Annotated in this window: 25 protein-coding genes and 1 riboswitch; of the genes, 9 read left to right on the forward strand and 16 right to left on the reverse strand. The window is 41.1% G+C overall.

Going from position 1 to position 24,483, the window contains the following annotated elements; all coding sequences use genetic code 11:
* Positions 1 to 267: 267 nt before the first annotated feature.
* The 5 genes from NSQ23_RS08725 to NSQ23_RS08745 form a co-directional block, all read right to left on the reverse strand.
* On the reverse strand, positions 268 to 894 hold the full coding sequence (locus tag NSQ23_RS08725; protein WP_192948754.1) for an SdpI family protein: 627 nt from the start codon (positions 892 to 894) through the stop codon (positions 268 to 270).
* Positions 891 to 1,169 (reverse strand): autorepressor SdpR family transcription factor, encoded by a 279-nt coding sequence (locus NSQ23_RS08730; RefSeq protein ID WP_003397448.1) that lies wholly within the window; start codon positions 1,167 to 1,169, stop codon positions 891 to 893. The genes NSQ23_RS08725 and NSQ23_RS08730 overlap by 4 nt, the downstream gene beginning before the upstream one ends.
* A gap of 190 nt (positions 1,170 to 1,359) precedes the next feature.
* Positions 1,360 to 1,677, reverse strand: a complete 318-nt coding sequence (locus NSQ23_RS08735; RefSeq protein WP_339170213.1) for a YbjQ family protein — start codon at positions 1,675 to 1,677, stop codon at positions 1,360 to 1,362.
* Between the two features lie 111 nt (positions 1,678 to 1,788).
* Positions 1,789 to 3,504, reverse strand: coding sequence for an assimilatory sulfite reductase (NADPH) hemoprotein subunit (gene cysI, locus NSQ23_RS08740; protein ID WP_339170215.1), 1,716 nt, complete (start codon positions 3,502 to 3,504; stop codon positions 1,789 to 1,791).
* An 11-nt stretch (positions 3,505 to 3,515) separates the two neighbouring features.
* Positions 3,516 to 5,297 (reverse strand): assimilatory sulfite reductase (NADPH) flavoprotein subunit, encoded by a 1,782-nt coding sequence (locus NSQ23_RS08745; protein WP_035018708.1) that lies wholly within the window; start codon positions 5,295 to 5,297, stop codon positions 3,516 to 3,518.
* 137 nt (positions 5,298 to 5,434) lie between these two features.
* On the opposite strand from NSQ23_RS08745, the gene NSQ23_RS08750 reads away from it, so the two are divergent.
* Positions 5,435 to 6,316: a LysR family transcriptional regulator gene (locus NSQ23_RS08750; protein WP_003397454.1), complete on the forward strand. Its 882-nt coding sequence runs from the start codon at positions 5,435 to 5,437 to the stop codon at positions 6,314 to 6,316.
* Positions 6,317 to 6,354: 38 nt separating this feature from the next.
* Here the strand turns inward: NSQ23_RS08750 and NSQ23_RS08755 are convergent, their stop codons facing one another.
* A complete protein-coding gene (locus NSQ23_RS08755; RefSeq protein WP_003397457.1) occupies positions 6,355 to 6,534 on the reverse strand; it encodes a small acid-soluble spore protein H in 180 nt (59 codons plus the stop codon).
* A 549-nt stretch (positions 6,535 to 7,083) separates the two neighbouring features.
* Positions 7,084 to 7,198: riboswitch (TPP riboswitch) on the forward strand.
* Positions 7,199 to 7,302: 104 nt separating this feature from the next.
* Between NSQ23_RS08755 and thiC the strand changes: the two genes are divergently transcribed.
* Both thiC and NSQ23_RS08765 read left to right on the forward strand, forming a co-directional pair.
* Positions 7,303 to 8,991, forward strand: a complete 1,689-nt coding sequence (gene thiC, locus NSQ23_RS08760) for a phosphomethylpyrimidine synthase ThiC (RefSeq protein ID WP_339174358.1) — start codon at positions 7,303 to 7,305, stop codon at positions 8,989 to 8,991.
* Positions 8,992 to 9,099: 108 nt separating this feature from the next.
* On the forward strand, positions 9,100 to 10,563 hold the full coding sequence (locus NSQ23_RS08765) for a potassium/proton antiporter (protein ID WP_081253642.1): 1,464 nt from the start codon (positions 9,100 to 9,102) through the stop codon (positions 10,561 to 10,563).
* A 65-nt stretch (positions 10,564 to 10,628) separates the two neighbouring features.
* Here NSQ23_RS08765 and NSQ23_RS08770 read toward each other — a convergent pair whose 3' ends face one another.
* From NSQ23_RS08770 to NSQ23_RS08780, 3 genes are all read right to left on the reverse strand, one after another.
* A complete protein-coding gene (locus NSQ23_RS08770) occupies positions 10,629 to 10,967 on the reverse strand; it encodes a hypothetical protein (protein ID WP_339170221.1) in 339 nt (112 codons plus the stop codon).
* Between the two features lie 27 nt (positions 10,968 to 10,994).
* Positions 10,995 to 11,423 (reverse strand): thiol-disulfide oxidoreductase DCC family protein, encoded by a 429-nt coding sequence (locus NSQ23_RS08775; RefSeq protein ID WP_339170223.1) that lies wholly within the window; start codon positions 11,421 to 11,423, stop codon positions 10,995 to 10,997.
* 73 nt (positions 11,424 to 11,496) lie between these two features.
* The gene (locus tag NSQ23_RS08780) at positions 11,497 to 12,276 is read right to left on the reverse strand and encodes a GNAT family N-acetyltransferase (protein ID WP_339170226.1); all 780 of its coding nucleotides are present in this window, start codon (positions 12,274 to 12,276) and stop codon (positions 11,497 to 11,499) included.
* Between the two features lie 161 nt (positions 12,277 to 12,437).
* Here NSQ23_RS08780 and NSQ23_RS08785 point away from each other — a divergent pair, with 161 nt between their 5' ends.
* A complete protein-coding gene (locus NSQ23_RS08785; RefSeq protein ID WP_339170228.1) occupies positions 12,438 to 13,010 on the forward strand; it encodes a Uma2 family endonuclease in 573 nt (190 codons plus the stop codon).
* A gap of 48 nt (positions 13,011 to 13,058) precedes the next feature.
* Here NSQ23_RS08785 and NSQ23_RS08790 read toward each other — a convergent pair whose 3' ends face one another.
* The 4 genes from NSQ23_RS08790 to NSQ23_RS08805 form a co-directional block, all read right to left on the reverse strand.
* Entirely contained in the window at positions 13,059 to 13,766 is a 708-nt protein-coding gene (locus NSQ23_RS08790) for a DsbA family oxidoreductase (protein ID WP_339170230.1), read from the reverse strand.
* Positions 13,767 to 13,893: 127 nt separating this feature from the next.
* Positions 13,894 to 14,319, reverse strand: coding sequence for an NUDIX hydrolase (locus NSQ23_RS08795; protein ID WP_004890925.1), 426 nt, complete (start codon positions 14,317 to 14,319; stop codon positions 13,894 to 13,896).
* Positions 14,320 to 14,357: 38 nt separating this feature from the next.
* On the reverse strand, positions 14,358 to 14,621 hold the full coding sequence (locus tag NSQ23_RS08800) for a hypothetical protein (RefSeq protein ID WP_004890928.1): 264 nt from the start codon (positions 14,619 to 14,621) through the stop codon (positions 14,358 to 14,360).
* A gap of 142 nt (positions 14,622 to 14,763) precedes the next feature.
* Complete coding sequence (locus NSQ23_RS08805; protein WP_339174360.1) at positions 14,764 to 15,138, reverse strand: VOC family protein; 375 nt, start codon at positions 15,136 to 15,138, stop codon at positions 14,764 to 14,766.
* Positions 15,139 to 15,436: 298 nt separating this feature from the next.
* Between NSQ23_RS08805 and NSQ23_RS08810 the strand changes: the two genes are divergently transcribed.
* From NSQ23_RS08810 to NSQ23_RS08820, 3 genes are all read left to right on the forward strand, one after another.
* On the forward strand, positions 15,437 to 16,786 hold the full coding sequence (locus tag NSQ23_RS08810; protein WP_075039588.1) for an ISLre2 family transposase: 1,350 nt from the start codon (positions 15,437 to 15,439) through the stop codon (positions 16,784 to 16,786).
* Between the two features lie 209 nt (positions 16,787 to 16,995).
* Complete coding sequence (locus NSQ23_RS08815; RefSeq protein WP_128356953.1) at positions 16,996 to 17,292, forward strand: hypothetical protein; 297 nt, start codon at positions 16,996 to 16,998, stop codon at positions 17,290 to 17,292.
* 3 nt (positions 17,293 to 17,295) lie between these two features.
* Positions 17,296 to 17,661, forward strand: a complete 366-nt coding sequence (locus NSQ23_RS08820; protein WP_339170235.1) for a PIN domain-containing protein — start codon at positions 17,296 to 17,298, stop codon at positions 17,659 to 17,661.
* Here NSQ23_RS08820 and NSQ23_RS08825 read toward each other — a convergent pair whose 3' ends face one another.
* The 3 genes from NSQ23_RS08825 to msrB all read right to left on the reverse strand — a co-directional run bounded on the left by NSQ23_RS08825 (position 17,662) and on the right by msrB (position 21,769).
* Entirely contained in the window at positions 17,662 to 18,795 is a 1,134-nt protein-coding gene (locus NSQ23_RS08825; RefSeq protein ID WP_064214037.1) for an IS4 family transposase, read from the reverse strand.
* Between the two features lie 770 nt (positions 18,796 to 19,565).
* Positions 19,566 to 20,504, reverse strand: coding sequence for a magnesium transporter CorA family protein (locus NSQ23_RS08830; protein WP_339170237.1), 939 nt, complete (start codon positions 20,502 to 20,504; stop codon positions 19,566 to 19,568).
* 293 nt (positions 20,505 to 20,797) lie between these two features.
* Entirely contained in the window at positions 20,798 to 21,769 is a 972-nt protein-coding gene (gene msrB, locus NSQ23_RS08835) for a peptide-methionine (R)-S-oxide reductase MsrB (protein WP_066250282.1), read from the reverse strand.
* Between the two features lie 228 nt (positions 21,770 to 21,997).
* Here msrB and NSQ23_RS08840 point away from each other — a divergent pair, with 228 nt between their 5' ends.
* A complete protein-coding gene (locus NSQ23_RS08840; protein WP_150825609.1) occupies positions 21,998 to 23,044 on the forward strand; it encodes an IS630-like element ISBs2 family transposase in 1,047 nt (348 codons plus the stop codon).
* Positions 23,045 to 23,218: 174 nt separating this feature from the next.
* Positions 23,219 to 24,334: an IS4 family transposase gene (locus tag NSQ23_RS08845; protein WP_339170240.1), complete on the forward strand. Its 1,116-nt coding sequence runs from the start codon at positions 23,219 to 23,221 to the stop codon at positions 24,332 to 24,334.
* The last annotated feature ends 149 nt before the right edge of the window (positions 24,335 to 24,483 follow it).

Below are 24,483 nucleotides of genomic sequence, written 5' to 3' on the forward strand. Positions count from 1 at the left end.
TAAAATAAAAATATACAATATACCCATAAAATTCTCCTCCCTTATGCTTTTGACACGAGCATAAGGTATGAAACGCGTTTCGATGCAACATGTTTTTGCAATTTTTTAATGAAACTTTTCACTCATGCGTCGAATAAAAACAAACGAAGCAATTGCAATCAAAGCAAGGATACTTTCTACAGCCCAAATATTTGAAATAACTTTCACTTGATATAACGCAGGGACAACATCATTGAATAGACATCCCAAACAAATTGATCTCTCCGTTCATTTACGTGAAAATATATACGACTGGATAAACAAATACATCGTGCCACCAAATACGACGATCATAAGAAAAATAAAGCGCCACACACTTGTTACAAATATCGTGAACATAATCAATACACCCATGATAACAAACACTTTTCCACCGACACGGTGCGTTTTTTGCCAAACTACTTCGTTTTCTAACGTCCAAGGGGTGCGAATGCCAATGAAATAATTCGGTTTAATTTTCGGCATATAATTGCCAAGGACAATAAATAAAACACCCACCCCGATAGGCACAACAATATCAACTTGCACAGGAAACCCGAGATTATATGCGAGCGTCACCACATGTATGCTAAATAAAAACAAAATAAATACATGTAAAAAAATACGATATACTTTTTCAAATTTCTCGTAGTTTTCTTTGCGTGGATCCACTTTCGGCAAAAAGACGATGAGAGCAACAATTCCTGTTAACAAAATCGGTAATAATAACGCGCCCCACCATTTGTTTGTAAAGCCATCTGGTTCTCCCGCAACGTTCCAATGAATGGCTACCTCATTCGGCAAATACGGAATAGCTAATAAACTTAAGATATAGCTACATATAATAAGAAAAATAACAAACGAATGCTTTTTCATGATTCATCACCTTCTTTTTGTAATATGTCATAAAACCAACTCATTAAATCTTGGAACACCGTTGTGTTTAATGAATAATAAATATGCTGACCAACTCGGCGATCTTCCACTAAGTCGGCTTGCTTTAATATTTTTAAATGATGGGAAACGCTCGGCTTTTGCATATCAAAATGTTCGGCAATTTCCCCTGCTGTTAAGTCCCCTTTTTTTAATAAAGAAAGAATTTTTCTTCGGTTCGGATCAGCAATCGCTTTAAACGCTTCGTTAAACGACATCCTTTTTCACCTACTTTCTTTTAGATATTTAGATAAATTTCTAATTGCATAATATCCCTTTTTTATACATGAGTCAATATACAAAAAGGAACCATTGAACATTGTATGTCAGTTTCTCAACGAAATTTTGAATACACGCTCAACCGTAAAAAAGAAAAAAGAAGCCGACTTGGCTTCTTCCCAAAATTTTCTATTCCTCCACCTTCACCGCTGTACCTGTCGCAATGCACATCATCATTCCATCGCGCAACGTTTCAAAATCAAGATCGACACCAACGACTGCATTTGCGCCCATATTGCGCGCTTTTTTTACCATTTCTTCTACTGCCATGTCTCGTCCTTCAGCTAGCTTGCTTTCATACGTTCCACTTCGCCCACCGATAATGTCTGTAATGCTCGCTAAAAAATCGCGTACGACGTTAGCCCCTAAAATCACCTCACCAGACACTAAGCCAAGGTATTGTTCAATTTGCTTTCCCTCAATGCTATTTGTTGTTGTAACGATCATGTCAATTACCCCTTTCTATAAATAAAATGAACTCCTTTATTATATTCTCCACCGTTTAAAATCATCCTTTCTCCAAAAACGAATCGGCTCCCAAACAGGAAGCCGATTTGTTTAGTCATGAAAGTTCCTTCCATCTGTCGTTTCTTTCACAATGCCCGCACGAATAACGAAGTCGCCAAAACGTTCGCCATCGAAGCGTTCTTTCGCATAACGAGAAAGAAGCATACGAAGTTCTGATAAAATATCTTTTTCGCCGATATTTTCACGATATAATTTTCCAAGGCGACTGCCGTCAAACGCTGCTCCGAGATACATATTATATTTACCGACGGATTTGCCGATAAATGCAATTTCTCCAAGCACATGACGTGCACAGCCGTTCGGGCAACCCGTCATACGAATCGTGATTTCTTCATCGCGAAGCCCGTTTTCCTCCACAATTTCTTCGATTTTATCAAGCAGTTTTGGCAAATACCGCTCCGCTTCCGCCATCGCTAATCCGCACGTTGGTAGCGCCACACAGGCAAGTGAGTTGCGGCGAAGCGCACTATAATGTTTGCCATCTGTCAATTTGTATTGTTGAATGAGCGCATCAATTTCTTCTTTTTTCTCGCTTGGCACGTTCGCAATGACTAAGTTTTGATTAGCTGTTAAGCGAAAGTCCCCTGTATGCACTTTCGCAATTTCTCGCAAGCCTGTCATTAACGGATAATCATCTGTATCTTTCACCCGACCACCTTCGACAAATAACGTAAAATGCCACGTCCCGTTTACCCCTTCAACCCAGCCGTAGCGATCGCCATTATGTTCAAAATGATACGGACGCGCTTCTTCCAGCTCCCAGCCAAGCCGACGCTCTAATTCTGCTTTGACAGCTTCAAGCCCTAGCCGATCAATCGTATATTTAAAGCGGGCGTGTTTGCGTACGGAGCGGTTGCCGTAATCGCGCTGAATCGTGACGACTTTTTCTGCCACATCAATGACTTGTTCTGGCTTACAAAAACCGATGACTTTCGCTAGCTGTGGATATGTCGTACGATCGCCATGCGTCATTCCCATCCCCCCACCGATCGCTACATTAAAACCAACGAGCTTTCCTTGTTCGACAATCGCAATAAAACCAAGGTCTTGCGAAAACACATCGACATCGTTTGACGGTGGGACGGCAATGCCGATTTTAAATTTCCGTGGCAAGTAAAGCGGTCCGTAAATCGGCTCTTGCTCTATTTCTGGTGTACCGGCTACTTTTTCTTCATCCAACCAAATTTCGTAATACGCCCTTGTTTGTGGCAATAAATGGTCACTTAACCTTTTCGCCCATTCATACACTTCCGCATGCACTTCTGACTGGTACGGATTTGGGTTGCACATAACGTTTCGATTCACATCGCCACATGCCGCCAACGTTGTAAGTAGGGCATCATTAATCGCTTGAAGCGTTTTTTTCATATTCCATTTCAATACACCATGAAACTGAAACGCTTGTCGTGTCGTAAGCTTTAATGTCCCGTTGGCGTATTTTCTTGCTAGTTCATCCATCACAAGCCACTGTTCTGGTGTTGCTACTCCGCCTGGCGTACGAACGCGAATCATAAATTGATATGCAGGTTCTAACTTCTGTTTTTGCCGCTCTGCTCTTAAATCACGATCATCTTGTAAATAACTGCCATGAAATTTCATTAACCGGTTATCATCTTCTGGAATACCGGCAGTAATGCGATCTTCCATCGTTTCTTTTAACGTGCCGCGCAAATAGTTGCTCTCCCGTTTAATGCGCTCAACATCGCTCGGTGGTCCATCTGGTGGTGTTAATACAAACTTTTCCATTCATATCCCCCCTAATATACATCGCGCTGATATCGTTTTTGTTTTTGCATCTCAGCTATATACGCTTCTGCTTGTTCGCTTGTCATGTTTCCTTCTTTTTCAATCACATGAATAAGCGTTTGATGTACATCGCGCGCCATATGCTGCTTATCACCACAAACGTAAACGACAGCTCCATCTTCAAGCCAGCGGAACAGCTCCTTGCTTCGTTCTAGCATGCGATGCTGCACGTACACTTTTTGATCTGTATCACGTGAAAACGCAACATCCATTTTTGTCAACACACCATTTTTCAACCACGCTTGCCACTCTGTTTGATAGAGGAAATCCGTCACAAAATGTTGATCGCCAAAAAATAGCCACGACTTCCCTTTCGCCCCTATTGCCTCGCGCTCTTGCAAAAAGCTGCGGAACGGCGCAACCCCTGTACCTGGTCCAATCATAATAATTGGTGTATTCGCATCTTTCGGCAGTTTAAAGTTCGGATTGTGATGGATAAACACCGGAAGTTTATCACCAATGTGCAGGCGCTCCGCACAAAACGTTGAACAAACACCTTTACGTAAACGTCCGTGCGCTTCGTAACGCACTGCACCAACGGTGATATGCACTTCTTCTGGATACGCCGCTAAACTGCTTGCGATTGAATAAAAGCGCGGCTGCAACTTACGTAAAGAAGAAACAAACTGATCTGGCGACATATCCCACGGACCGAAATCGCGAAGAACATCGAGCACATCGCGCCCTTTCATATATTCCTTTCTTTTCACTTCTTGCTCAGCAGAAAGGAGCACATGAAACGCTTGATTACGTGAAAACGAAGCCAATGTTTGCAATAATTGCTCGGTTAACACCGTAATTTCTAATCGGGAAAGCAGCACTTCGCGTAACGGTTCTTCTTTTCCTTCAACAGAAACCGGTGTGTCTGGATTCCATTTCATTTCTTGAATAATGAGATCGACAAGTTCTGGATCGTTTTTCGGGAAAACACCAAGCGCGTCGCCTGGTTCAAATACCAATCCTGAACCTTCGAGCGATAATTCAATATGGCGTGTTTCTTTGTTCGAGCCGCGTCCATTTAAATTGATATTTTCTAATACTTCTGCTTGAAACGGATGCTTGCGCGAGTAGTTAGAAACAGGTTTCACTTGCGACTGCTGGGGAAGGACGGTGACGGAACCCCCGCCTTGCTTATTCAACTCACTAAGCACCCCATCAAGCCACTTCGCCGCTGCTTCCTCATAATCGACATCACAATCAACGCGTTCGTATAACCGCTCTCCTCCGAGTTCTTTTAGCCGTTGATCGAAGTCTTTTCCTGTTTTACAAAAATGTTCATACGACGTATCGCCAAGCGCCAATACCGAGAAGCGCAGATGGTTAAGTTTTGGTGCGCGCTTGCTATGGAGAAATTCGTAAAATGATAAAGCATTATCTGGCGGTTCCCCTTCACCATACGTGCTAACGACAACAAGCAACGTGTCGATTTTTTTTAAGTCGTTTGGTTTGAAATCAAGCATCGATAAAACATGAACATGAAACCCATGGCTTTTGAGTACTTCTCCAGTTTTTTCTGCCAATTTTTGTGCATTTCCTGTTTGTGAGCCGTAAAGGATCGTTATTTCTTTCGATACGTGGGCTTCTTGCTGTACCGCTGTGCTCGCAAATTCGGTAGCAGCTAAATATCCGCTTAACCAAAGCTTTTGCGCTGGCGTTAATGTCGGCCAAAGTCGGTTGAGCAAGTCAACTTGTTGTTCGTTAAATGGGCTATTCGTCACTTGAAACGGCAACATCTTTCACCTCTCGTTTTTTTTACTATTCCTATAAATTAAGTATGTTTTATTTGACTTTACCGCAAAAAATAAAATTAGTAAAATAAATATAAATTATCAGAACTATTTATTTTTTTAATGATTAAGGAGCGATAGCTGTGTACGACGAATTAAAAACATTTATGACTTTAGTAGAGGTGAAAAACTTCACAAAAACTGCGGAAATTCTCCATCTATCCCAACCGAGCGTCAGTTTGCACATTAAAAATTTAGAAAAAGAATTTCAAACGAAACTATTTATTCGTTCGCCAAAAAAACTACAAGTGACAGCGACTGGCGAATTACTTTACGATCGAGCTAAAAAAATGATTGCCTTGTACGAACAAACAAAACAAGATATTTTAGAATACCACGATTGTGTGAAAGGAACGTTGAAAATCGGGGCTAGTTTTACGATCGGGGAATATGTGCTTCCTTCTTTTTTACTTTCTTTACAAGACGATTATCCAGAACTACACTTCGAAGTGATGATTGGCAACACGAAGGAGATCGTCGAGCTTGTCCGTTCATATGAAACCGATATTGGCTTAATTGAAGGGCAAACGAACGAAAAAGAATTGGCTGTTTATCCATTCATGCAAGATGAGCTTGTCATCGTGGCTTCAAACGATCACCCGCTCGTTCACAAACAAGAAGTATGTATAAGCGATCTACAAAATCAAATATGGATTACGCGCGAATTAGGCTCTGGCACACGTGAATACTTTAACCATTTTATTCGTTCAAATGGATTAAAAATTAAATCGCTCATGATCATCAGCAGCAATCAAGGAATTAAAGAAACGTTAATGCGCGGAAACGGGTTAGCCTTTCTTTCACGCCATGTGATTGAGCGTGAATTAAAACAAGGTCACTTATCGATCGTCTGTTTAAAGCACCCCCCTTTTTACCGAACGTTTTCTTATCTTTATGCACCGACAATGAAAAGCAAAAAAATTGTTCATTTATTTATTGATTTTCTCGAACGAAAAAAGATGTAACGAGCACGGCTATCCTGCTCTGTTACACCCTTTTCGTCTTAATGCTCTGCTAGCTGTGACACTGGAACACGCTGTTGATTTTCAGGGTTGTCTAAAAAATGGATTGTTGCCGTTTCCGTTTGCGCATCGACATGTTCGATATATACCGATTTTCCATTATACGTTACATTTTTCATATCGGGCGATTGGGCAATTTGTTGCGCACGTGTTACGTTCATCCTATTTCGCGCAGGAGACTCCCACTTCAACGACCAAAGGGAGTAAGTGGGAGAGGAATGCGCGTTCCCCCTTTCTTTTGTGTATGATATAATAAAGGCGTGGAGAAAACCGTTCAATAAAGGCACTCCAATAACTGCTACTCGATGTATGGAGTTGGTTACAGGAAACGTTGTAACCGTAAAACATCGAGCGTGGGTCCGTCTGTTGTGTGTGGAAGCCAAGTACTGCCAACAGACACACCGAGAGAATCGGTAACGATGCAGGCATGACCTGCGTCGTTGGGTAGTCGTCAACCTGCCCCTGATGCAACCCCAAGTCAAGGAAGGAGGAAGAAGTCCGTTTGCACTTCTGGGGAGTTGCAAGCCCCCGCTTCAAGCGTTAGCTAAGTGGGGGTAGTTGATGCTTCTATCACTGCACTTCTAACATACGAACTCCATCCCGAAATCATCGGTTCGTACGTCCACTATGCCTCCATTTTAACAAGTTTTTCATTTATAACTTTACAACATTTTTATCATATGTTAGACTATTTTTAAAATTCATAATTTATCATCTACTAGGGGAGTCCAATAGCTTGGACTGAGAGAAGAACGCGCAAAAGTTCTTTGACCCTTTGAACCTGATCTGGGTGATGCCAGCGTAGGGAAGTAGATGGCGCGAGTGTTCTTTACTTGTGCTATTTGCGGACAAAATCAGGTTCTCGTTATGGAGCCTGATTTTTTTACGTATTGGCGTTGCAACTAAAAAATGAAAAGGAGCGATTAAAAATGAAAGACTTATTTTCATCAATGCCATTTCCCTCGAGTAAAAAAGTGTATGTGCCCGGAACGCGTGAAGATGTTCGTGTGCCAATGCGAGAAATTCAACTGTCGCCAACCAAGACAGGTACAACGATGCTAGAAAATGAGCCTATTCGAGTCTATGACACGAGTGGACCATACACCGACCCACTTTTCGCGCCGAATATTGATAAAGGATTGCCAAAATTAAGAGAAAAATGGATAACGGAGCGTGGCGATGTAGAAGAATATAACCCTTCATTAGTGAGAACAAACATTCCTTTTTCACCTAGACGTTTTCGTGCGAAAAAAGGGAAAGTTGTGACCCAAATGCATTATGCAAAACGAGGGATCATTACACCTGAAATGGAGTTTGTCGCAATTCGTGAACAAATGGATCCCGAATTTGTTCGTCAAGAAGTTGCAGCAGGAAGAGCAATTATCCCAGCTAATATTAACCACCCTGAAAGTGAACCAATGATTATAGGAAGTAAATTCCATGTGAAAATTAACGCAAATATCGGAAATTCAGCTGTCACATCTTCCTTAGAAGAAGAAGTTGAAAAAATGCTTTGGGCTGTTCGTTGGGGTGCCGATACAGTCATGGACTTATCGACAGGAAAGCATATACATGAGACAAGAGAATATATTATTCGAAACTCCCCTGTGCCGATTGGAACTGTACCTATTTACCAGGCGTTAGAGAAAGTGAACGGCATTGTCGAAAACTTATCATGGGACATTTATCGAGAAACATTAATTGAACAAGCCGAGCAAGGCGTAGACTATTTTACTATTCATGCAGGTGTCTTACTTCGCTATATCCCACTAACAGTCAACCGAACAACTGGTATTGTCTCTCGGGGTGGTTCAATTATGGCACAATGGTGTTTAGCACACCATGAGGAAAACTTTTTATACACCCACTTCGAAGAAATTTGCGAAATTTTAAAAACTTACGATATTGCTATTTCACTTGGGGATGGATTACGTCCAGGCTCAATTGCAGATGCAAACGATGAGGCGCAATTCGCCGAGTTACAAACACTTGGAGAGTTGACAAAAATCGCTTGGGAACATGATGTCCAAGTGATGATCGAAGGTCCAGGGCATATTCCAATGCATAAAATTAAAGAAAATGTCGATAAACAAATTGAAATTTGTCATGGGGCACCTTTTTATACGCTAGGTCCTATCACTACCGACATTGCACCAGGTTACGACCATATCACCTCAGCTATCGGTGCAGCGCTTATCGGCTGGCACGGTACGGCCATGCTTTGCTATGTGACACCAAAAGAACATCTTGGCCTACCGAATAAAGAAGACGTCCGCCAAGGAGTCATCGCCTACAAAATTGCTGCCCACGCTGCTGACTTAGCAAAAGGACACCCTGGCGCACAAACGCGTGATGATGCATTATCAAAGGCGAGATTTGAGTTCCGTTGGCAAGATCAATTCAACTTGTCACTAGATCCTGAGCGCGCACGTGAATATCACGATGAAACGCTACCGGCCGAAGGAGCAAAGCTTGCTCATTTTTGTTCGATGTGCGGTCCGAAATTTTGTTCAATGAATATTTCTCATGAATTACAAAAAACACTACAAAGCGAAGGAATGAAAGAAAAGGCAAAACAATTTGTTGAATATACAAACATCATGCAAGCTGAGAGATAGCGCTCAGCTTGCACTTTTTTACAAAAAATGTTATTTAAGTCATATTCGTTGACATTCCGCTTACTATAAAATTTAGGTCGTAACTTTAAGTAGAAAGTATGGAAAGGGGTGACTTGCTTGCTCACAGATTTCATCATTTTTCTGTTAGGATTACTTCTAATCATCGGTGTATTAACAACGAAGTTTTCTTCTTGGCTAGGCGTGCCATCACTTGTATTTTACATACTCGTCGGAATGATTTTATCCAAATTTATATATTATGATAACGCTTTTCTCACCCAGATTGTTGGCATTTTTGCGTTAATCATTATTTTGTTTGAAGGTGGGATGAACACAAAGTGGAATACATTAAAAAAAGTTTTAGTTCCCGCTTCCTCCCTTGCAACGTTTGGAGTGCTAATTACTGCCATTTGCGTAGGCATATTTGCCAAATACATTTTACACGTCTCATGGGCCGAGGGATTTCTATTAGGCGCTATCGTTTCTTCGACTGACGCTGCAGCAATATTTGCTACGCTAGGAAGCGTCAATGTAAAACGCCGTCTCTCAGCAACACTAGAAGCTGAGTCGGGGATGAACGATCCGATGGCCGTTATTTTAACCCTCTCCTTGATTACATTTATCCAACAGCCAGAACTAACTATTTCCCACACCTTTCTCAGCTTTATTTGGCAGATCGTTATCGGTATTCTTGTTGGGCTTGGATTAGGAAAATTAACTGTGTGGTGTTTGAATAAAATAAATCTTGATTCCTCGGGATTATACCCCACTCTATCTTTATCATTTGCGATACTCTCTTATAGTATAGCAGCCTTGCTAAAAGGTAGTGGGTTTCTTTCGGTATATATTATGGGCGTTTTTGTCGGCAATGCACAAATCGTTTATCGCCATTCTATTTTTCGTTTTAACGAAGGGCTAGCATGGATGATGCAAATATTTATGTTCATTTTACTCGGACTACTCGTTTTTCCAAATGAACTAGTAAAAGTAGCATGGGAAGGTGTCGCCCTAGCTATCCTACTTATTGTTGTGGCGAGGCCGATCAGCGTCATGATAAGTACAATAAACATGAATTTCTCTATTAAGGAAAAGCTATTCCTTTCTTGGGCTGGGCTAAAAGGTGCTGTTCCGATCGTCTTGGCAACTTACCCACTTACCTCGAACATTGAAAATAGTCAGCTCATTTTTAATATTGTTTTCTTTATTGTGCTCATTTCCGCCCTTATTCAAGGATCAACAACTTCTTTTTTAGCCAAGCATTTAGGACTGCTACTCGGAGAAAAGAGGGAAGTGGCTCACTCCATCGAACTGATGTCAACGACGAAAGCAAATAAGGAAATTGTTGAAGTCCATATCAGTAATAAGCAGTCACATTTACTAAATATGACGATTAGTCAACTTCCATTGCCAAAGGATTGCTTAATTACGGCCATTATTCGTAATGATAAAATTATTACCCCGAAAGGAAACGTGAGATTACACGAAAATGATGTTGTTTATATATTAATCGAAAAAGGAAGAAGATCAGAGATTTATAAAATATTTTCAATTACCGAAGATACGTCATTCTAATAAAGACAAGAGCAGGACATTCCCCCTGCTCTTGCTTTCCTCTTCAATGCCTGTTTCGATTATTTCTACTGAAAAATCCCTATATGTTGCCTAGACAATATCCCCAAAGACATTATATGCTCTTTTTTCAAATGCCAATATGTATAAAAAACAATAAACACAGCCGCTAAAACAAGTCCAACAACGCCACCGTTAAAATAAAGAAGCGTTAACGGATTTTCCAGCACCATGTTTGGATGTACAATACCGTAACTCAATTTCCATATGACTAAGCCATATATGAAACTGTTAAAAATAACATCCATCATGCGTCGTTCCGCTTTTAAAACGAACACACCATAATAAAAAAATAAATATGTCATAACCAAACTTGCTACAAGCAACAAATTTTCTCCTTGAATCATTTTTCCTCCTTCACTGACAACAGCTCCTTATAAAAAGCGCTTTTTTATATCCTCTGTCGGAACAAAGCAATAATCCTTCTTTCCGAACCAACGATACCTATTTTTCGCGATCCAATCATATACTCGATCGCGAATAGGAGATGGGATAAGAATAAGCCAATATAAGTACTTCCAAAACCCTCGCAAATGTTTGCATACGCGTAACGCTGCAGTAGATTTAACATAGTATGTACATTCATCGATGAATACAAAACTATCGAGTTGTTGAGGGATATGATATTTCTTAAGCAACGCTTGACCTACTTCACTTTGCAACGAAGCAAAACGAAAATAAGCTTTTTCGTCTCTTTCAATAATAAACCGAACCGTTGCACTACAAAAATGACAAATGCCATCAAATAATATGATGTGCATAACCGACCAATCCTTCCCCTTCCGTTCATCTAACCTCTCCATTATAGCTCACCTATGCAACAAAAGAAAAACGTGAAGCTCGGCAACTTCACGTTTTTCATGTCATAGCTAAAAATTATCCATACATCGTCCACATGCTGATATCGGAAAAACCGAGTCTTTTATAAATACGTCCTGCACTCGGGTTATCATAAAATAAACATAACGTTTTTCCAGCGCGAATGTAGTCTTGGATGACACGTTTCATCATTTCGCTTGCATACCCTTTGTGACGATCATTCGGATCTGTGCAAACGCCGACAACCATCGCAGATAGCGTATTTTCTGCAGTTGTCGCAACAGACGACACCATGCGACCATCTTCCTCGATATAGTACACACGCCCTGTATTTGTTTCTAACGATTTGACAAGCATATCACGCGATGAAGGAAGCACCGAAAACTCAGCAATGCGACTGCGCAATTCAAGTATTCGATCGACATCATCAATCGTTGCTTGTTTTATTTCATAGCGGCTTTCCACTTCCGGAAATATGATTTCGTTACATTCGCAAAAATACGTCACACGCTTTTTCCCAAGTGATAAGAGAGGTTCAAATTTTGCGACAAGCTCGGTTTTGCCTGAGAGTCGAACAGGCTGAGCGGCATGTCTCATAATTTTCGCAAATCCCTCTATATCAAACTCCCCTGGAGCATATGGAATATACGAATCATAAAATCGCAACAATACAGCTCGCAACTCGCCATTCTCATCAAAGTCGCCCCACAGCTCTTGAAACTCTTGTTCATATCCAAACGCTTCAATATCACCGATAATAAAAAGATTCAATGAAGGCTCCTGCCTTAAAAAAGAAAACACAACATGATGATCTGCGCTATTCAACTTACGAATCATGTCCATCTCCCTTTACGATCAATATTAATTCTACTATAGCAAATATACGCACAAAATTTTGTCGAAATTTGTCCAGACAAAACAAATGAAGTGTTGGTTTCGCCGTATGTCAAAAGTACTTTCTCATTATGATATAATGTAGAAAAAAGGATGTGGAAGAGATGGAAAAAGCACAACACGGTCGTATGTATTCATATAAAGATATTCAGCAATGGGAAGGAAATTGGGAGCTGATTGACGGTGTCCCTTATTTGCTTGCATCGCCTTCGTATATTCATCAATATGTCGTCGGCGAACTGTATCTCGCCTTAGCTCCTTACTTCAAAGCACGTGGATGCCGCCTCATCTTGTCCCCATTTGACGTGCAATTCGATACAGATAACAATGAAGAAGAAGCGCAAACCGTTGTACAGCCAGACTTATTCGTCATTTGCAACGTAAATCAACTGAAGAAAAACCGAGTACAAGGCGCACCTGATCTCGTGATCGAAGTGTTATCCGCTAGCACAGGAATTAAAGATCGAAACCAAAAATATTATTTATATGAAACAAACGGCGTGAAAGAGTATTGGATGGTCGACCCAAGCAATCGGACGATTGAAGTCATCGGCTTAGAAGACGGGCGGTTTCAAAAACGCGCAGTATTCGGTCCGAAAGATGTGTTAACGTCTTTTTTGTATCCAGATTTAGCAATTTCGCTTAATTCCATCTTGCATATGGATGATGTGGAATAAGATAAAGCCGATCAGGGGGTCCCTAGCCGGCTTTTCATTTGCTTAAATTTAGTCGATAGCGCAATTTCCGTCCGTGCACGTTTTTCCTTCTTCCGCTAGCGATTGCAGCGATGAGGACTGCTGTTCTTCTGCCCATACTTGCTCTAGCGCCTGCCTGAATACTTCGACAGGCTGGGCACCGGAAATGGCGTATTTTTGATTCAAAACGAAAAACGGAACGCCCCGGACGCCGAGTTGAGTCGCTATTGCTTCCTCATGTCGCACTTGTTCTGCATAGCGACCGTCAGCAAGCACCGCTTCCGTCTCTTTGCGGTCAAGCCCTGCTGCTTCGGCAAGTTCAAGCAACACATCGCGGTCGCTAATTCGCTTCGATTCGGTAAAATAGGCGTAAAACAGCCGCTCCACTACTTCATCAAGCTTCCCTTTTTCCTTCGCATATTGCGCGAGACGGTGTGCATCAAACGTATTGGTCGGTTTCATCGTCTCAAAACGGAACGTAAGACCAAGCGCCTCCGCTTGCTTGCCAATATCGGCGTTTGCACGCTTCGCTTCTTCAACGGAAATGCCATATTTTTGCGCAATGATTTCATGGATACTGAGCGGCGTTTCTTTTTTCGCATTCGGATCAAGCTCGAAGCTTCGAAAGACGACCTCGACATTCTCTCGGTGCGGAAAAGACTCGAGCGCCTCTTCTAATCGTCGCTTTCCGATATAACAAAACGGACAAACAAAATCGGACCATACTTCAATTTTCATTGTGACACCTCAGTTTTGTCCTCCAGATCGGAGGGAATTTTCTTCCTTATTGTAACGAACATATCTTTCTCACTTCAAATCATCTGCTTAAAGTGTGACAAGCATCACATCTAAATGTATTTACCTTCTAAAAATAGTTCAATATTTCACGCGGCGCAAAGTTTTTTATTTTCTTCAACTCTTCCTTACTCCACCACTTTAAATCAATAAACGTATCTTTCTCTTTTTCAGTCATATTTTCAATCGATAATATCGTGTCGGATTGAATCGTTATCTTATAATAAATCTCCCGGCTTATAAAAGAATCGCTTTTTCCTTCAATGAATACATCGATTTCAAATAGTGGTTCGTCATAAATATCAACAACAATTCCAAGCTCTTCACGTAGTTCTCTTTTCAAAGCTTCGATTGGTGTTTCCTTTCCCTTGATGCCACCCCCGGGAGTTACCCATAACACGACATTTCCTATGACATCCGTAAATTCAAATTTTTGAAGAAGAATTTCATGATATTCATTGGTGATTACTGCCCTAGCGCATTTGCGTATTCGCATCATGTTTTTCCCCTTTATTTTTGTCATGCAGTATATCTTTAAGTGATGTGCCGATATGCTTTCCGACATTGACGGCAATATTTCACTTTCTGAAATGTTGAGCGATCCTCTGGATGTAAAATTTTAAACGCCTCTAACTCTCCGTCGGTAAACGCTCTTTGATTGCGATCAACATAAAAATCTTGCAGCTTTCCACCACATTTTGGGCAATAGTCCCGTTCCCGCCGTATCACATAAATAAGTCCAAATGCACTCGTTACAACAATAGAAATAGGAACGAAAAAATTCAGAAAATTACCCATTACTCTCAACCCTCCACTAAAATTACTACCTTTATCCTACATAAAAACTTAAAAAAACGATGTCGGATTTTGTCGTGAAAACAAAAAAAGACAAAGGGTTTCTCCGCTTCTGTCTCAACTTATCGGCAACATCCAACGAGGACTATTGCCCTCGATGTTTCTCCAAAAATTCTATTCGGTTGTGAAACGAATCAAGAAACGAGAAGCGAGCAATACCAGGAATGGCTTTTTCGTCTTTCGTCACTACTCCCTTTTCTTCCAAATAACGTCGTACTGCTTCAATATTTTCGACTTCAAACGCGGGGTGGCTTTTGCTTCGATATCCTTCGCGGTTTTCAACTCCGATATGTAGTCCAATATCGCCAACTTCATACCAAAGCCCGCCACTTGCTTTCAACGTTTTCGGTTTTTCGATTTCGCTAAAACCGAGCACTCCTGTATAAAACGCTCGCGCTTCGTCCTCTGCACCGATCGGAATGCAAATTTTGAGCGTGACAGGCACCGTACCTAACCGCATATATGCACCTCGCTTTCTGTTTTGTTGCATATTTTCCGACAGCAAAAACAGCATTCCTGCTTCGGAAATGAAAAAACAGAGAGCCACCCAACGACTCTCTGTCTCTATCAAACTTCGACAATCTTCGGGGGGCGTGACAGTATGAGTAAAATGTTTGTGGGAGAAAAAAAGACAGGTTCCTGATTTGGTATAATAAGGAACCTGTCAGATATGTAAGCAAAATAGATGAAAAACGGGCTCTCCTCCTGGTAAGGTAGTAAGTGAGAAAAAAATACAACCAAAGAAAGGAGTGGAGCCCATGCAGGATTATATCACAAACGGCTTGACATTAAAAGAGATCGAACAGTCTTTATTTAGACATATGCAAAAACAATATGGTCATCTCCTTCAACAGGTGTTGGAGGAGATCGACCGCACATTGGCAGAACAGCGGGACAAGAAACGATATGCGCTCAAAGATAAGCGGACGATCCGACTCCAAACGCTATTTGGAGAGGTGGAAGTGAAGCGAAACTACTACTTTGACCGTGAAAAAAAGGTGTATACGTCTTTACTCGATGTCTTTCTTCAGTTCGATGGGGCGCATGGAGTGAGTCCGCTATTAGAGGAGACAGCGATTCATCTCGCCGTGACGGGTTCTTCGTATCGACAGGCTGCGCAGTCGCTTGAAAAGCTGGTGGGGTATGCATGTATGAGTCACGAAACGATTCGCCAGTCCATCATCGAGGCAGAGGTGGAAGGGCACCGTGCGATGGAGAAAAAAGGGCGCGTGTTTTTTATCGAAGCAGACGGGTTGTACGTGAAACGTCAACGAAGCCGCATCAAAGGAAAAGAAGAAAAGATCATCACGATTCACCAAGGATGGGAGAAAAACGGGAAACGCGTATCCTTAGTGAATCGACGGTATATGGTTCATCAAACGAATGAACCGATTTGGGAAGCTGTAGAGAATTTTCTGATGAAGGAATACAGCTATGATCCGTTTGAGGATTGGGTGGTCATCAATGGAGATGGAGCCCCATGGATTACAGCGTGTCGAGAATATTTCGGGGACAGGGGGTACTTTCAGCTTGATCGGTTCCATGTGGCAAGAGAGATTCGTCAATTGTTCCGAGGTCATGCGAGATATCGGGTGATTCGAAAGAAGTTAGCATCATGGGATGAAGAAGGTGTGTTACGAGAACTCACAAGTGCCATCGGTACGTTAGAACATGAGGAGAAGGAAAAGCAACTCGAGGCGCTTGTTCGTCGAATCGAGGAGATACCAGGATGTTTACGTGACTATCGCGTATGGTTGAAGGAAAAAGGGATTGACACGACAAACATGAGGGCGATGGGGAGTGCGGAAGGAACGATGCATGTGTTTGCGAAACGAAGTAAAAACGGTCGAAGTTGGAGGGATGCAGGGATTGAAGCGATGTTGCGAGCGATCGTCGCGATAAAAGATACGTTACTCATTCGGACACGCGATGGAGTGATGTATGGCGTGGAAGAACGAGAAGAAACGAAACGAGAAACGATCGTGAAAAAGGCACTGAAGCGCGTGCAAACGCAAATGACAGAAGTGGTACGAGATAACATCCCATACCTTCGCCAATCTTCAGGGACACCGATTTACGAGGCATTGCAAGCATTGAAAGGTTTTTAAAACGAGAGAAAACGCACATACCTACAGGATGAGAGTGAGTAAAAGCGCTTACATATAACGATTTTATAAAACCATATATAACCAAAAAAATCGGTCGAGAAAAAAATCTCCCACAAAGTCTTGACTCAAACGGCGTGACAGTGGACCGTATCATGACTTCTTGAAATATGGTATAATGTGTATAAAACCTCAACCAAGGTGGGATACAAATGAGAACTAACAAAAAAGGGAACCGTGGCGCCTATCATATAACAACTGGAACAGCAAAACGACCAATTTTAAAGAGAATCGTGCGTCAGAACCGTCATCATTACCGAATCGAAGTGCCTGTTCTAACAGAAGGGCAAATGAAGGAGGTCATTCAAGTGCGACCTGAAAAGAAAAAACTAACCAAAGAAGAAAAAAAAGCGTTACACAAACGTCTAGCTGGTAGTGGAAAGTTATTTAGCAAAGAAGGCGTGTTGGAATCATTGAGAATTGCAAACAGGGAAGAGTGGGAGGATTAAGCAGTGTCAACAAAAATACTAATTGATACAAATATATATGCGGCACATGAAATGGGTTACCCTGATGCAGTGGAGTTCATCGAACAGCTAATTGAAGATGAGGCAGAGATTATTATGACTACCTTGATTGAGATGGAGATCATGTCTCATTTCGAAATCGAAACAGATCCTGACATAAGAGAAAATAGAAAAGGATATATTCAACTGGCTGATCAAATTTATGACATCACTAGAGAAGATACAGAGCTAGCAGCTGACATAAGAAGGAAAGCAAGAGCCGATCGTACACGCAAAAAGAGTATTAAAGCACCAGACGCTCTTGTTGCAGCTGCAGCTCTTATACATAATGCCACATTACACGGCTGTTGATTATCCAAAATTAGGCATACTCCTCCCATATATTCGGGCATACTCAAATAAGACAGCTGCCATCTCGGATTTCCATTCGAGAGGAAGTTGCCCAGAGAAAAAACGACGGACAAACGAAAGAAAGGTAAGGGACGAGGTTGTCCGTTTTTCCGTTCGATGATATAGCCATCTCAGTAACACATAAGCGATAAATGCCGCAAAAAGTTGGTTGTATACCGCATGCTCGTTGTTGCCAAATAAGGTCGGAACGTTTAGATATTGCTTGATCCATCGGAAAAACACTTCCACTGTCCAACGTTCTTGATACATCTCGGCAATCTTTTCCGCCGATGCCTCTAAGACGTTCGTGACCACACGGATTTCATGCCCGTTCGCATCCTGAAAGATCACGACGCGATGGCGCTTTTTGGAACGACATTGTTTCGTTCCTAACTGGCAAGTAAAATCCGCCACAATAGAAGAAGAGGAGGAAGAAAGGCGCTTTAGGCTCTTTTTTTGATGGATCTCGACATTGTCTTTCATCCGAATCACAAACGGTTGCTTCTGTTCGACAAACCGATCGAGGCGTTCAATTTTAAAGTACGCTCGATCTTCGACAAGAACCGTTTGTACGTCTGTGAGCCGCTCTCCCACCGGTCCATCGTGGCGCAACCCTACGGTTTCTACGATGTCGCTCGGCATTTGTTGCTCAGGGGAATACGCGACGTGCATTTTCACTCCGGATCGTTCCCCATGATAGGGTGCCCATGTCAGGCGGTTTTTCCCCACGGTGACGGTCGTGGAGTCTACTATACGCAATGCTTTTGGAAAGCGAAGCGAACGGCGGGTTTGGCGATTGCACTTAGAAACAACCAAAGCAAATAAGCGCTTCATCACCTCGTACGGAACTTCTTTCGCTTTCTTAGAAACCGTCGAGTAATGAAACGTCGGCAATCCGTACATTTTCGCCACATCGGCACCATGACGGAAACTTTTCCATTCGTGAAGTGCCGCCAGCAGAAAAAAATCAACCAACGTGCGCACCGTAAACGTCCGCGAAGTGTCATGGTAGCCAACGGCTTCGGTAATCGACTGGAGATCTTCATCAGAAACAATTTTTTGCATCAAATTTGGGAGTGTGGTATGCTTGTGCATAGAGAGCACCTCCTAGGTTTGTTTGTGTTGTTACTTACATTCTACAGGAAAGGTGCTCTTTTTTCTATGTTTTTTATGGATATTATTGGTTAATCAACACGCCTGGCCACATTAGTTAGTAATAACGATAAAGACTTTCGCTGGATTCGAGAGAACTATACTTATAAAGATCGAAAGTTAAATTATGTAAATCCCATAATGGATAAGAAAGCTTACGGCGAATTTGTCAAAGCCTATATCGAAAGCAGAGGGGTTTAGAAAGAACGTTAGCATTTTTATTCGAACATATTACCCTTTACGTATTACACGACATCTCCATTAACGACATTCGTGACCTCATCACCAAAATATTCTCAAAATACTCCTTCCGCAACAAGATATTTCCCAACCCGCTTGCTGCAATGTGAAAACGCAAAATACACTTTTTCAACAGCGAGAACAAAAACAGCCAACCCTAATCGTATCGCAGGCGTCCCTAAAGGAACAATTTGAATTTCAAAATGTGAAGGCACATTTCCTACAATAAAAAGCAAAGAGAGTCAAAGATCACGGAGGAGTACACGCGCTATGACTCTCTATTTCTACAAATCTCGACATGCTTCGGGGCGTGACAGGCACCGTACCATGATTTTACAAATTTTAGATTATTTGAGATTACTATAGACATGGCAGCGGTCAACGAAAGAAAAGGAGTGGGCAAATTCGTCTTTTTCCGACATAAGCTGCTAGTATTAGTTCAGAGTCATCTGACCAGTTATGGTTGTACAAGTTTAAAAATATCTTTTTTTCCAAAAAATATAAGCTGTTAAACTTGACATGAGCAATGAAATGAAAATGGGAATATAAAACGCAAAATGATGATTTTGAAACGGTATCGGCACATTCATTCCATACACGCTCGCTACTAATGTCGGAATAGAGATGACGATCGTAATTGCCGTCAAAAATTTTATGACAATATTGACATTGTTGGAAATGACTGATGCAAATGCGTCCATCATTCCGCTTAAAATACTTAAATATACCTCTGTCATTTCAATTGCTTGTTTGTTTTCGATAATGACATCTTGCAAAAGATCTTGATCTTCCTCATACATTTTCAAGTAATTTAATCGCAGCAGCCTTTCCATGACAATATTATTAGATTTCAGCGATGTCGTAAAATAAACTAAGCTTTTTTCCAGACTGAGCAATGAAAAAAATTCTTTATTTTTCATCGATTGATGAAGCTCTTTTTCTACTTCGCTCGTTTTGCGATTAATTTGTTTCAGATATCGCAAATAATATGTTGAAGTTAAATATAAAATTTGAAAAGCAAAACGCGTTTTCATAAACGTATAAAAACCTTTAACTTTGTTTCTGGCAAACTGTTCAAAGATTGGGTTTCCTTGCAAACATACTGTAATAAAACAACTGTCAGTAATGATCATTCCGATCGGGATCGTTTCATAAAACGTTTGCCCGATGTCATCTACCGTGATAACCGGAATGTCAACAATAATCAACACATTGTGGTCCTCTTTTTCAATCCGGGATCTTTCCTCATCATCCAGTGCATCTTTAAAAAAGTCTATTGGAATTTGCAGCCGTTCTGACACGAAATGAACTTCTTCCTCAGTCGGTGCCACCATGTTGATCCAACAACCGTTTTGAATATCTTCAATTTCCTTCAATTGGCCGTTCGCGCTTGACATATAAATGTTCAGCATGCTTTAACCTCCTTTGCTAGAGGCAGTCTGCACGCGCAAGAGTGTCATCGCTTACGAACAGCGCCTCTTTCCGCATACATACTGCCTTACCTATCTCGGGTCCGTCCGGATCTAAAAAAGAACCGCTATTCATAAACGATTTTCACCTTCCTTCATCCATAAAAATTCAACCTAATATATGATACTAATTTTGTTTTACGATGTATATAGGTTTTAACGGAATTTTACATAAATTTGAACATTTAATAAAAAAAGGGCACATGTTTTTGTGCCCATTCGTTTACATATAATCTTTACTCTGTTTGATCGACTTCAAACAGTTTTTTATATTCACCATAGCCTTCTTGTTCGAGCTGATCTTTCGGGATAAAGCGAAGCGCAGCCGAGTTAATGCAGTAGCGAAGGCCTGTCGGTTCTGGACCGTCAGGGAAAACATGTCCAAGGTGCGAATCCGCCGTTTTGCTTCTAACCTCTGTACGGATCATGCCGTAAGATGTATCTAATTTTTCGACGATCTCATGCTGATGAAGCGGTTTTGTAAAACTTGGCCATCCGCAGCCTGAATCAAATTTATCGAGCGAGCTGAAAAGCGGTTTTCCCGAGACGATGTCGACATAAATCCCTTCTTCTTTATGATCCCAATATTCATTTTGAAATGGAGGCTCCGTCCCGTTGTTTTGCGTCACCTCATATTGCATCGGAGTCAATCGTTTCTTCAGCTCTTCTTTATCCCAGTCGCTCCAATGCTTGCGTATAAATTCATCCCGTCCAGACGCTTGACGATACCGTTTGTAGTGAAAAGGATTTTTTTTGTAGTAATCTTGATGATAGTCTTCGGCTGGGTAAAAAGGTTTTGCCGGCAATATTTCGGTCGCAATCGGTTTTTCAAAACGTCCGCTTTTTTCTAAAAGCTCTTTCGATTGTTCCGCGAGCTCGCGCTGTTCCTCCGAATGATAAAAAATAGCCGTTTTGTAAGATTCTCCCCTGTCATAAAATTGTCCGCCCGGATCAGTCGGATCAATTTGCTGCCAAAATATATCCAGAAGCTTTTTATATGGAAACACGTTCGGATCAAAGGTAATTTGCACGGCTTCCACATGACCCGTCGTGTGCGAGCACACTTCTTCATATGTCGGATTTTCCTTATGTCCTCCCGTATATCCGGAAACAACCTTAATAATTCCCGGAAGCTCATCAAAAGGCTGGACCATGCACCAGAAGCAGCCACCCGCAAAAGTAGCCAATTCATATTTTTCATTGCTCATCATTTTTCCCTCCCTTTAGCTAATTTTCCTGCCTGCCCATTCTCATCGCAAAAGTAAAGATCAACTTGTTCTTCCTACAATACATTATAAAACGATTAAAAAGAAAAAACAATTGATTTGCAACTCAAGCATAGCGAAGTGCAAAAACTATATAAATTGAAATAAAGGTTTTCTCCCGTTCCACGGCGAATAAATACAAAGAGAAAATAGGGGAACGGAGAGAAAACTATGATGCCAAATCACAAAGACGAGATCGAAAAGTTGTCCACTGCCATGAAAGAAGCAAAAAGTAAACGAGCATATGAACGCTACCAAGCGATTTATCTTCATTTGCAGGGATATACCAAAGGAGAAATCGCAACGATTATTGGTCGATCCAAGAAAACTATTTATAACTATATTCATGCCTACGCCCAGCGCGGTCTTGATGGACTGGAGATGAAATACTCACCTGGCGCCCCACGTCGATTGACCCCTGAGCAGGAAAAAGAGCTGGCTTTGATCATTGAACATCAGCTCCCCGTAGATGTGGGATTCGAAGCAAAATATAATTGGACGCTTGCGATAATCGCTGAACTCATTCAACAAAAGTGGGGGCCAACATACACGCTTCGCGGAACAAGTGACATTCTGCATCGGTTAGGGCTAAGCTATACGAAACCGACCTATACACTAGCCAATGCCGATGAAGAGAAACAGAAAGAATTCGTCGAAATCACCTTCCCTGAAGTAAAAAAAAAACTGGTAGATGGGAACATCGCCCATGTCCTCTTTCAAGATGAGTCGATGATTCGTGATTACCAAGCGATTCAAAAAACATGGTTTGTCAAAGGAAAACAACGAATCATTCCGACGTTTGGAAAACATCAAGGGCTGAAGCTGATTGGCACGTTGAACTACGAAACAGGGGAAGTGTTTTGCATCGAAGAAGAACGCTATGACGCGGAAACATTTCTTCGATTTCTTCAACTTGTGTTAGAACGCTATCCCACAGGCAAAATAGTGATGATTTTAGATAACGCTCGAATTCACCATGCCAAACTCATTCAGCCATTTTTAAAAGAACACGAAGATCGGTTAGAGCTCGTCTTTTTGCCACCATACAGTCCGCAATTGAACTTGATTGAAGGGCTATGGAAATGGCTGAAATCAGACGTGATTTACAACGTGTTCTATTCGAGTGTGCAAGAAATTAGAAAGAATGTCCAAGCCTTTATTCAGCGAATCAACCAGAAACCAGAACAAACGATCGATCGTTTGTGTGTTCAGTTGTAAATCTTTAATTCAACTTATATAGTATATTCGTTCTCACTAGCATTGCAGTAATTAAATCTGATGATTCAAAATACTAAGAATGTTCAATTTTTTATTGATTTCGAAACAAAAAAATCCTTTACAATGGAAGTACAGGTGGTTCCTGTCCAAATCCAATCGTAAAGGATAACTGTTATGGACAAGAATACACTAATTTCATCATTTGGTAAATGGGTTTCACCCATAAATATTCAAAAACTTAGCGAACAAGTCAAAGAATTGAAACAGGACTATTACACAAAAAAGATGACAACAGAAGCCTATATTAAACTTTTATTGGTAGCCCAACTGCTCGAATTTAAGAGCTTAGAGGAAATGAGTGATGCACTTGTAGACGAAGATCTTCAAAAAGCACTCGGATTTGAATCGATAAGTGCCTCTCAGCTATCCCGAAAAAACAATCAGATCCACCCACTAATTCTTGCAAATTTGTTCTTGGATCTTGTTTGGAAAATTCAACAGTACCATTATAAAAACGGAAAGAATATGCCACTGAAAATCATTGATTCAAGTACACTCCCGTTGAATTTGACCAATTATAAATGGGCAAAATTCCGTAAAACAAAAGCTGGTGTAAAGCTACACTTACGGCTCGTTTTCATGGATAAAGACACCGTCTATCCTGAAAAAGCAGTGGTTACGACAGCAAAAGAACATGACCGAAATCAACTCGAAGTCCTAGTGGATGATCAAGAAGCCATGTATGTGTTTGACCGCGGTTATGTGGACTATGAACGTTTTGACCGGATGACAGATGATGGCTATTTCTTCGTTTCAAGACTGAAGAAAAACGCAGTCATTCGTGAAGTCTATACATTTTCACTTCCTGATGATTGTCACGTTCTATCCGATAAAATGGTTTACATTGGTACCACACAAAATCGTACTGAAAATGTCTATCGTCTACTAGAAGTTATGGACACAAAAGGGAACTTACTTCGTTTAATTACCAACCGATTTGATTTAAAACCAGAAGAGATAAGTGATATTTACCGATCTCGCTGGGCTATTGAACTCTTTTTCAAATGGCTCAAGCAACACGTAGAAATTAAGCACTTTTATGGAATGAGTGAAACAGCTATTCAAAATCAAATTTTCTTAGCCCTGATCACGTATTGCTTACATGTTCTCATTCAATTGGAGATGAAAAGTAAGAAATCCCTACTTCGAATTACTCGTTGGTTAAAGAGAGCTCTGTGGAAACCAGCTTATGTTTGGTTGCGAAAATTTGATGGGCGAGCCAGTCCATAATCTCCCTTTTGTCGTTGTCGCTCTGGTTTAATTGTATATATTTACCAAATGGGCAGTGCCACCTTTCTTTAGGTTTTGTCTTTTTGGCACAAATTCACAAAAATTAATTAACAGAAAATTCTAACTATATTTATGCAATGCTAATGATT

It is taken from the genome of Anoxybacillus sp. FSL W8-1294 (assembly GCF_037965005.1).
GTDB lineage: Bacteria > Bacillota > Bacilli > Bacillales > Anoxybacillaceae > Anoxybacillus > Anoxybacillus flavithermus_G.

Excerpts from the sequence above, each read along its gene's own strand:
- NSQ23_RS08785 (WP_339170228.1), top strand. The coding sequence starts at position 12,438 with ATGGAAAAAGCACAACACGGTCGTATGTATTCATATAAAGATATTCAG.
- msrB (WP_066250282.1), bottom strand. The coding sequence starts at position 21,769 with ATGAGCAATGAAAAATATGAATTGGCTACTTTTGCGGGTGGCTGCTTC.
- cysI (WP_339170215.1), bottom strand. The coding sequence starts at position 3,504 with ATGGAAAAGTTTGTATTAACACCACCAGATGGACCACCGAGCGATGTT.
- NSQ23_RS08780 (WP_339170226.1), bottom strand. The coding sequence starts at position 12,276 with ATGATTCGTAAGTTGAATAGCGCAGATCATCATGTTGTGTTTTCTTTT.
- NSQ23_RS08755 (WP_003397457.1), bottom strand. The coding sequence starts at position 6,534 with ATGAACGTAACACGTGCGCAACAAATTGCCCAATCGCCCGATATGAAA.
- NSQ23_RS08810 (WP_075039588.1), top strand. The coding sequence starts at position 15,437 with ATGCAGGATTATATCACAAACGGCTTGACATTAAAAGAGATCGAACAG.
- NSQ23_RS08830 (WP_339170237.1), bottom strand. The coding sequence starts at position 20,504 with ATGCTGAACATTTATATGTCAAGCGCGAACGGCCAATTGAAGGAAATT.
- NSQ23_RS08730 (WP_003397448.1), bottom strand. The coding sequence starts at position 1,169 with ATGTCGTTTAACGAAGCGTTTAAAGCGATTGCTGATCCGAACCGAAGA.
- NSQ23_RS08775 (WP_339170223.1), bottom strand. The coding sequence starts at position 11,423 with ATGGAGAGGTTAGATGAACGGAAGGGGAAGGATTGGTCGGTTATGCAC.
- NSQ23_RS08770 (WP_339170221.1), bottom strand. The coding sequence starts at position 10,967 with ATGATTCAAGGAGAAAATTTGTTGCTTGTAGCAAGTTTGGTTATGACA.
- NSQ23_RS08725 (WP_192948754.1), bottom strand. The coding sequence starts at position 894 with ATGAAAAAGCATTCGTTTGTTATTTTTCTTATTATATGTAGCTATATC.
- thiC (WP_339174358.1), top strand. The coding sequence starts at position 7,303 with ATGAAAGACTTATTTTCATCAATGCCATTTCCCTCGAGTAAAAAAGTG.
- NSQ23_RS08790 (WP_339170230.1), bottom strand. The coding sequence starts at position 13,766 with ATGAAAATTGAAGTATGGTCCGATTTTGTTTGTCCGTTTTGTTATATC.
- NSQ23_RS08800 (WP_004890928.1), bottom strand. The coding sequence starts at position 14,621 with ATGGGTAATTTTCTGAATTTTTTCGTTCCTATTTCTATTGTTGTAACG.
- NSQ23_RS08840 (WP_150825609.1), top strand. The coding sequence starts at position 21,998 with ATGATGCCAAATCACAAAGACGAGATCGAAAAGTTGTCCACTGCCATG.
- NSQ23_RS08815 (WP_128356953.1), top strand. The coding sequence starts at position 16,996 with ATGAGAACTAACAAAAAAGGGAACCGTGGCGCCTATCATATAACAACT.
- NSQ23_RS08845 (WP_339170240.1), top strand. The coding sequence starts at position 23,219 with ATGGACAAGAATACACTAATTTCATCATTTGGTAAATGGGTTTCACCC.
- NSQ23_RS08795 (WP_004890925.1), bottom strand. The coding sequence starts at position 14,319 with ATGCGAATACGCAAATGCGCTAGGGCAGTAATCACCAATGAATATCAT.
- NSQ23_RS08825 (WP_064214037.1), bottom strand. The coding sequence starts at position 18,795 with ATGCACAAGCATACCACACTCCCAAATTTGATGCAAAAAATTGTTTCT.
- NSQ23_RS08735 (WP_339170213.1), bottom strand. The coding sequence starts at position 1,677 with ATGATCGTTACAACAACAAATAGCATTGAGGGAAAGCAAATTGAACAA.
- NSQ23_RS08745 (WP_035018708.1), bottom strand. The coding sequence starts at position 5,297 with ATGTTGCCGTTTCAAGTGACGAATAGCCCATTTAACGAACAACAAGTT.
- NSQ23_RS08805 (WP_339174360.1), bottom strand. The coding sequence starts at position 15,138 with ATGCGGTTAGGTACGGTGCCTGTCACGCTCAAAATTTGCATTCCGATC.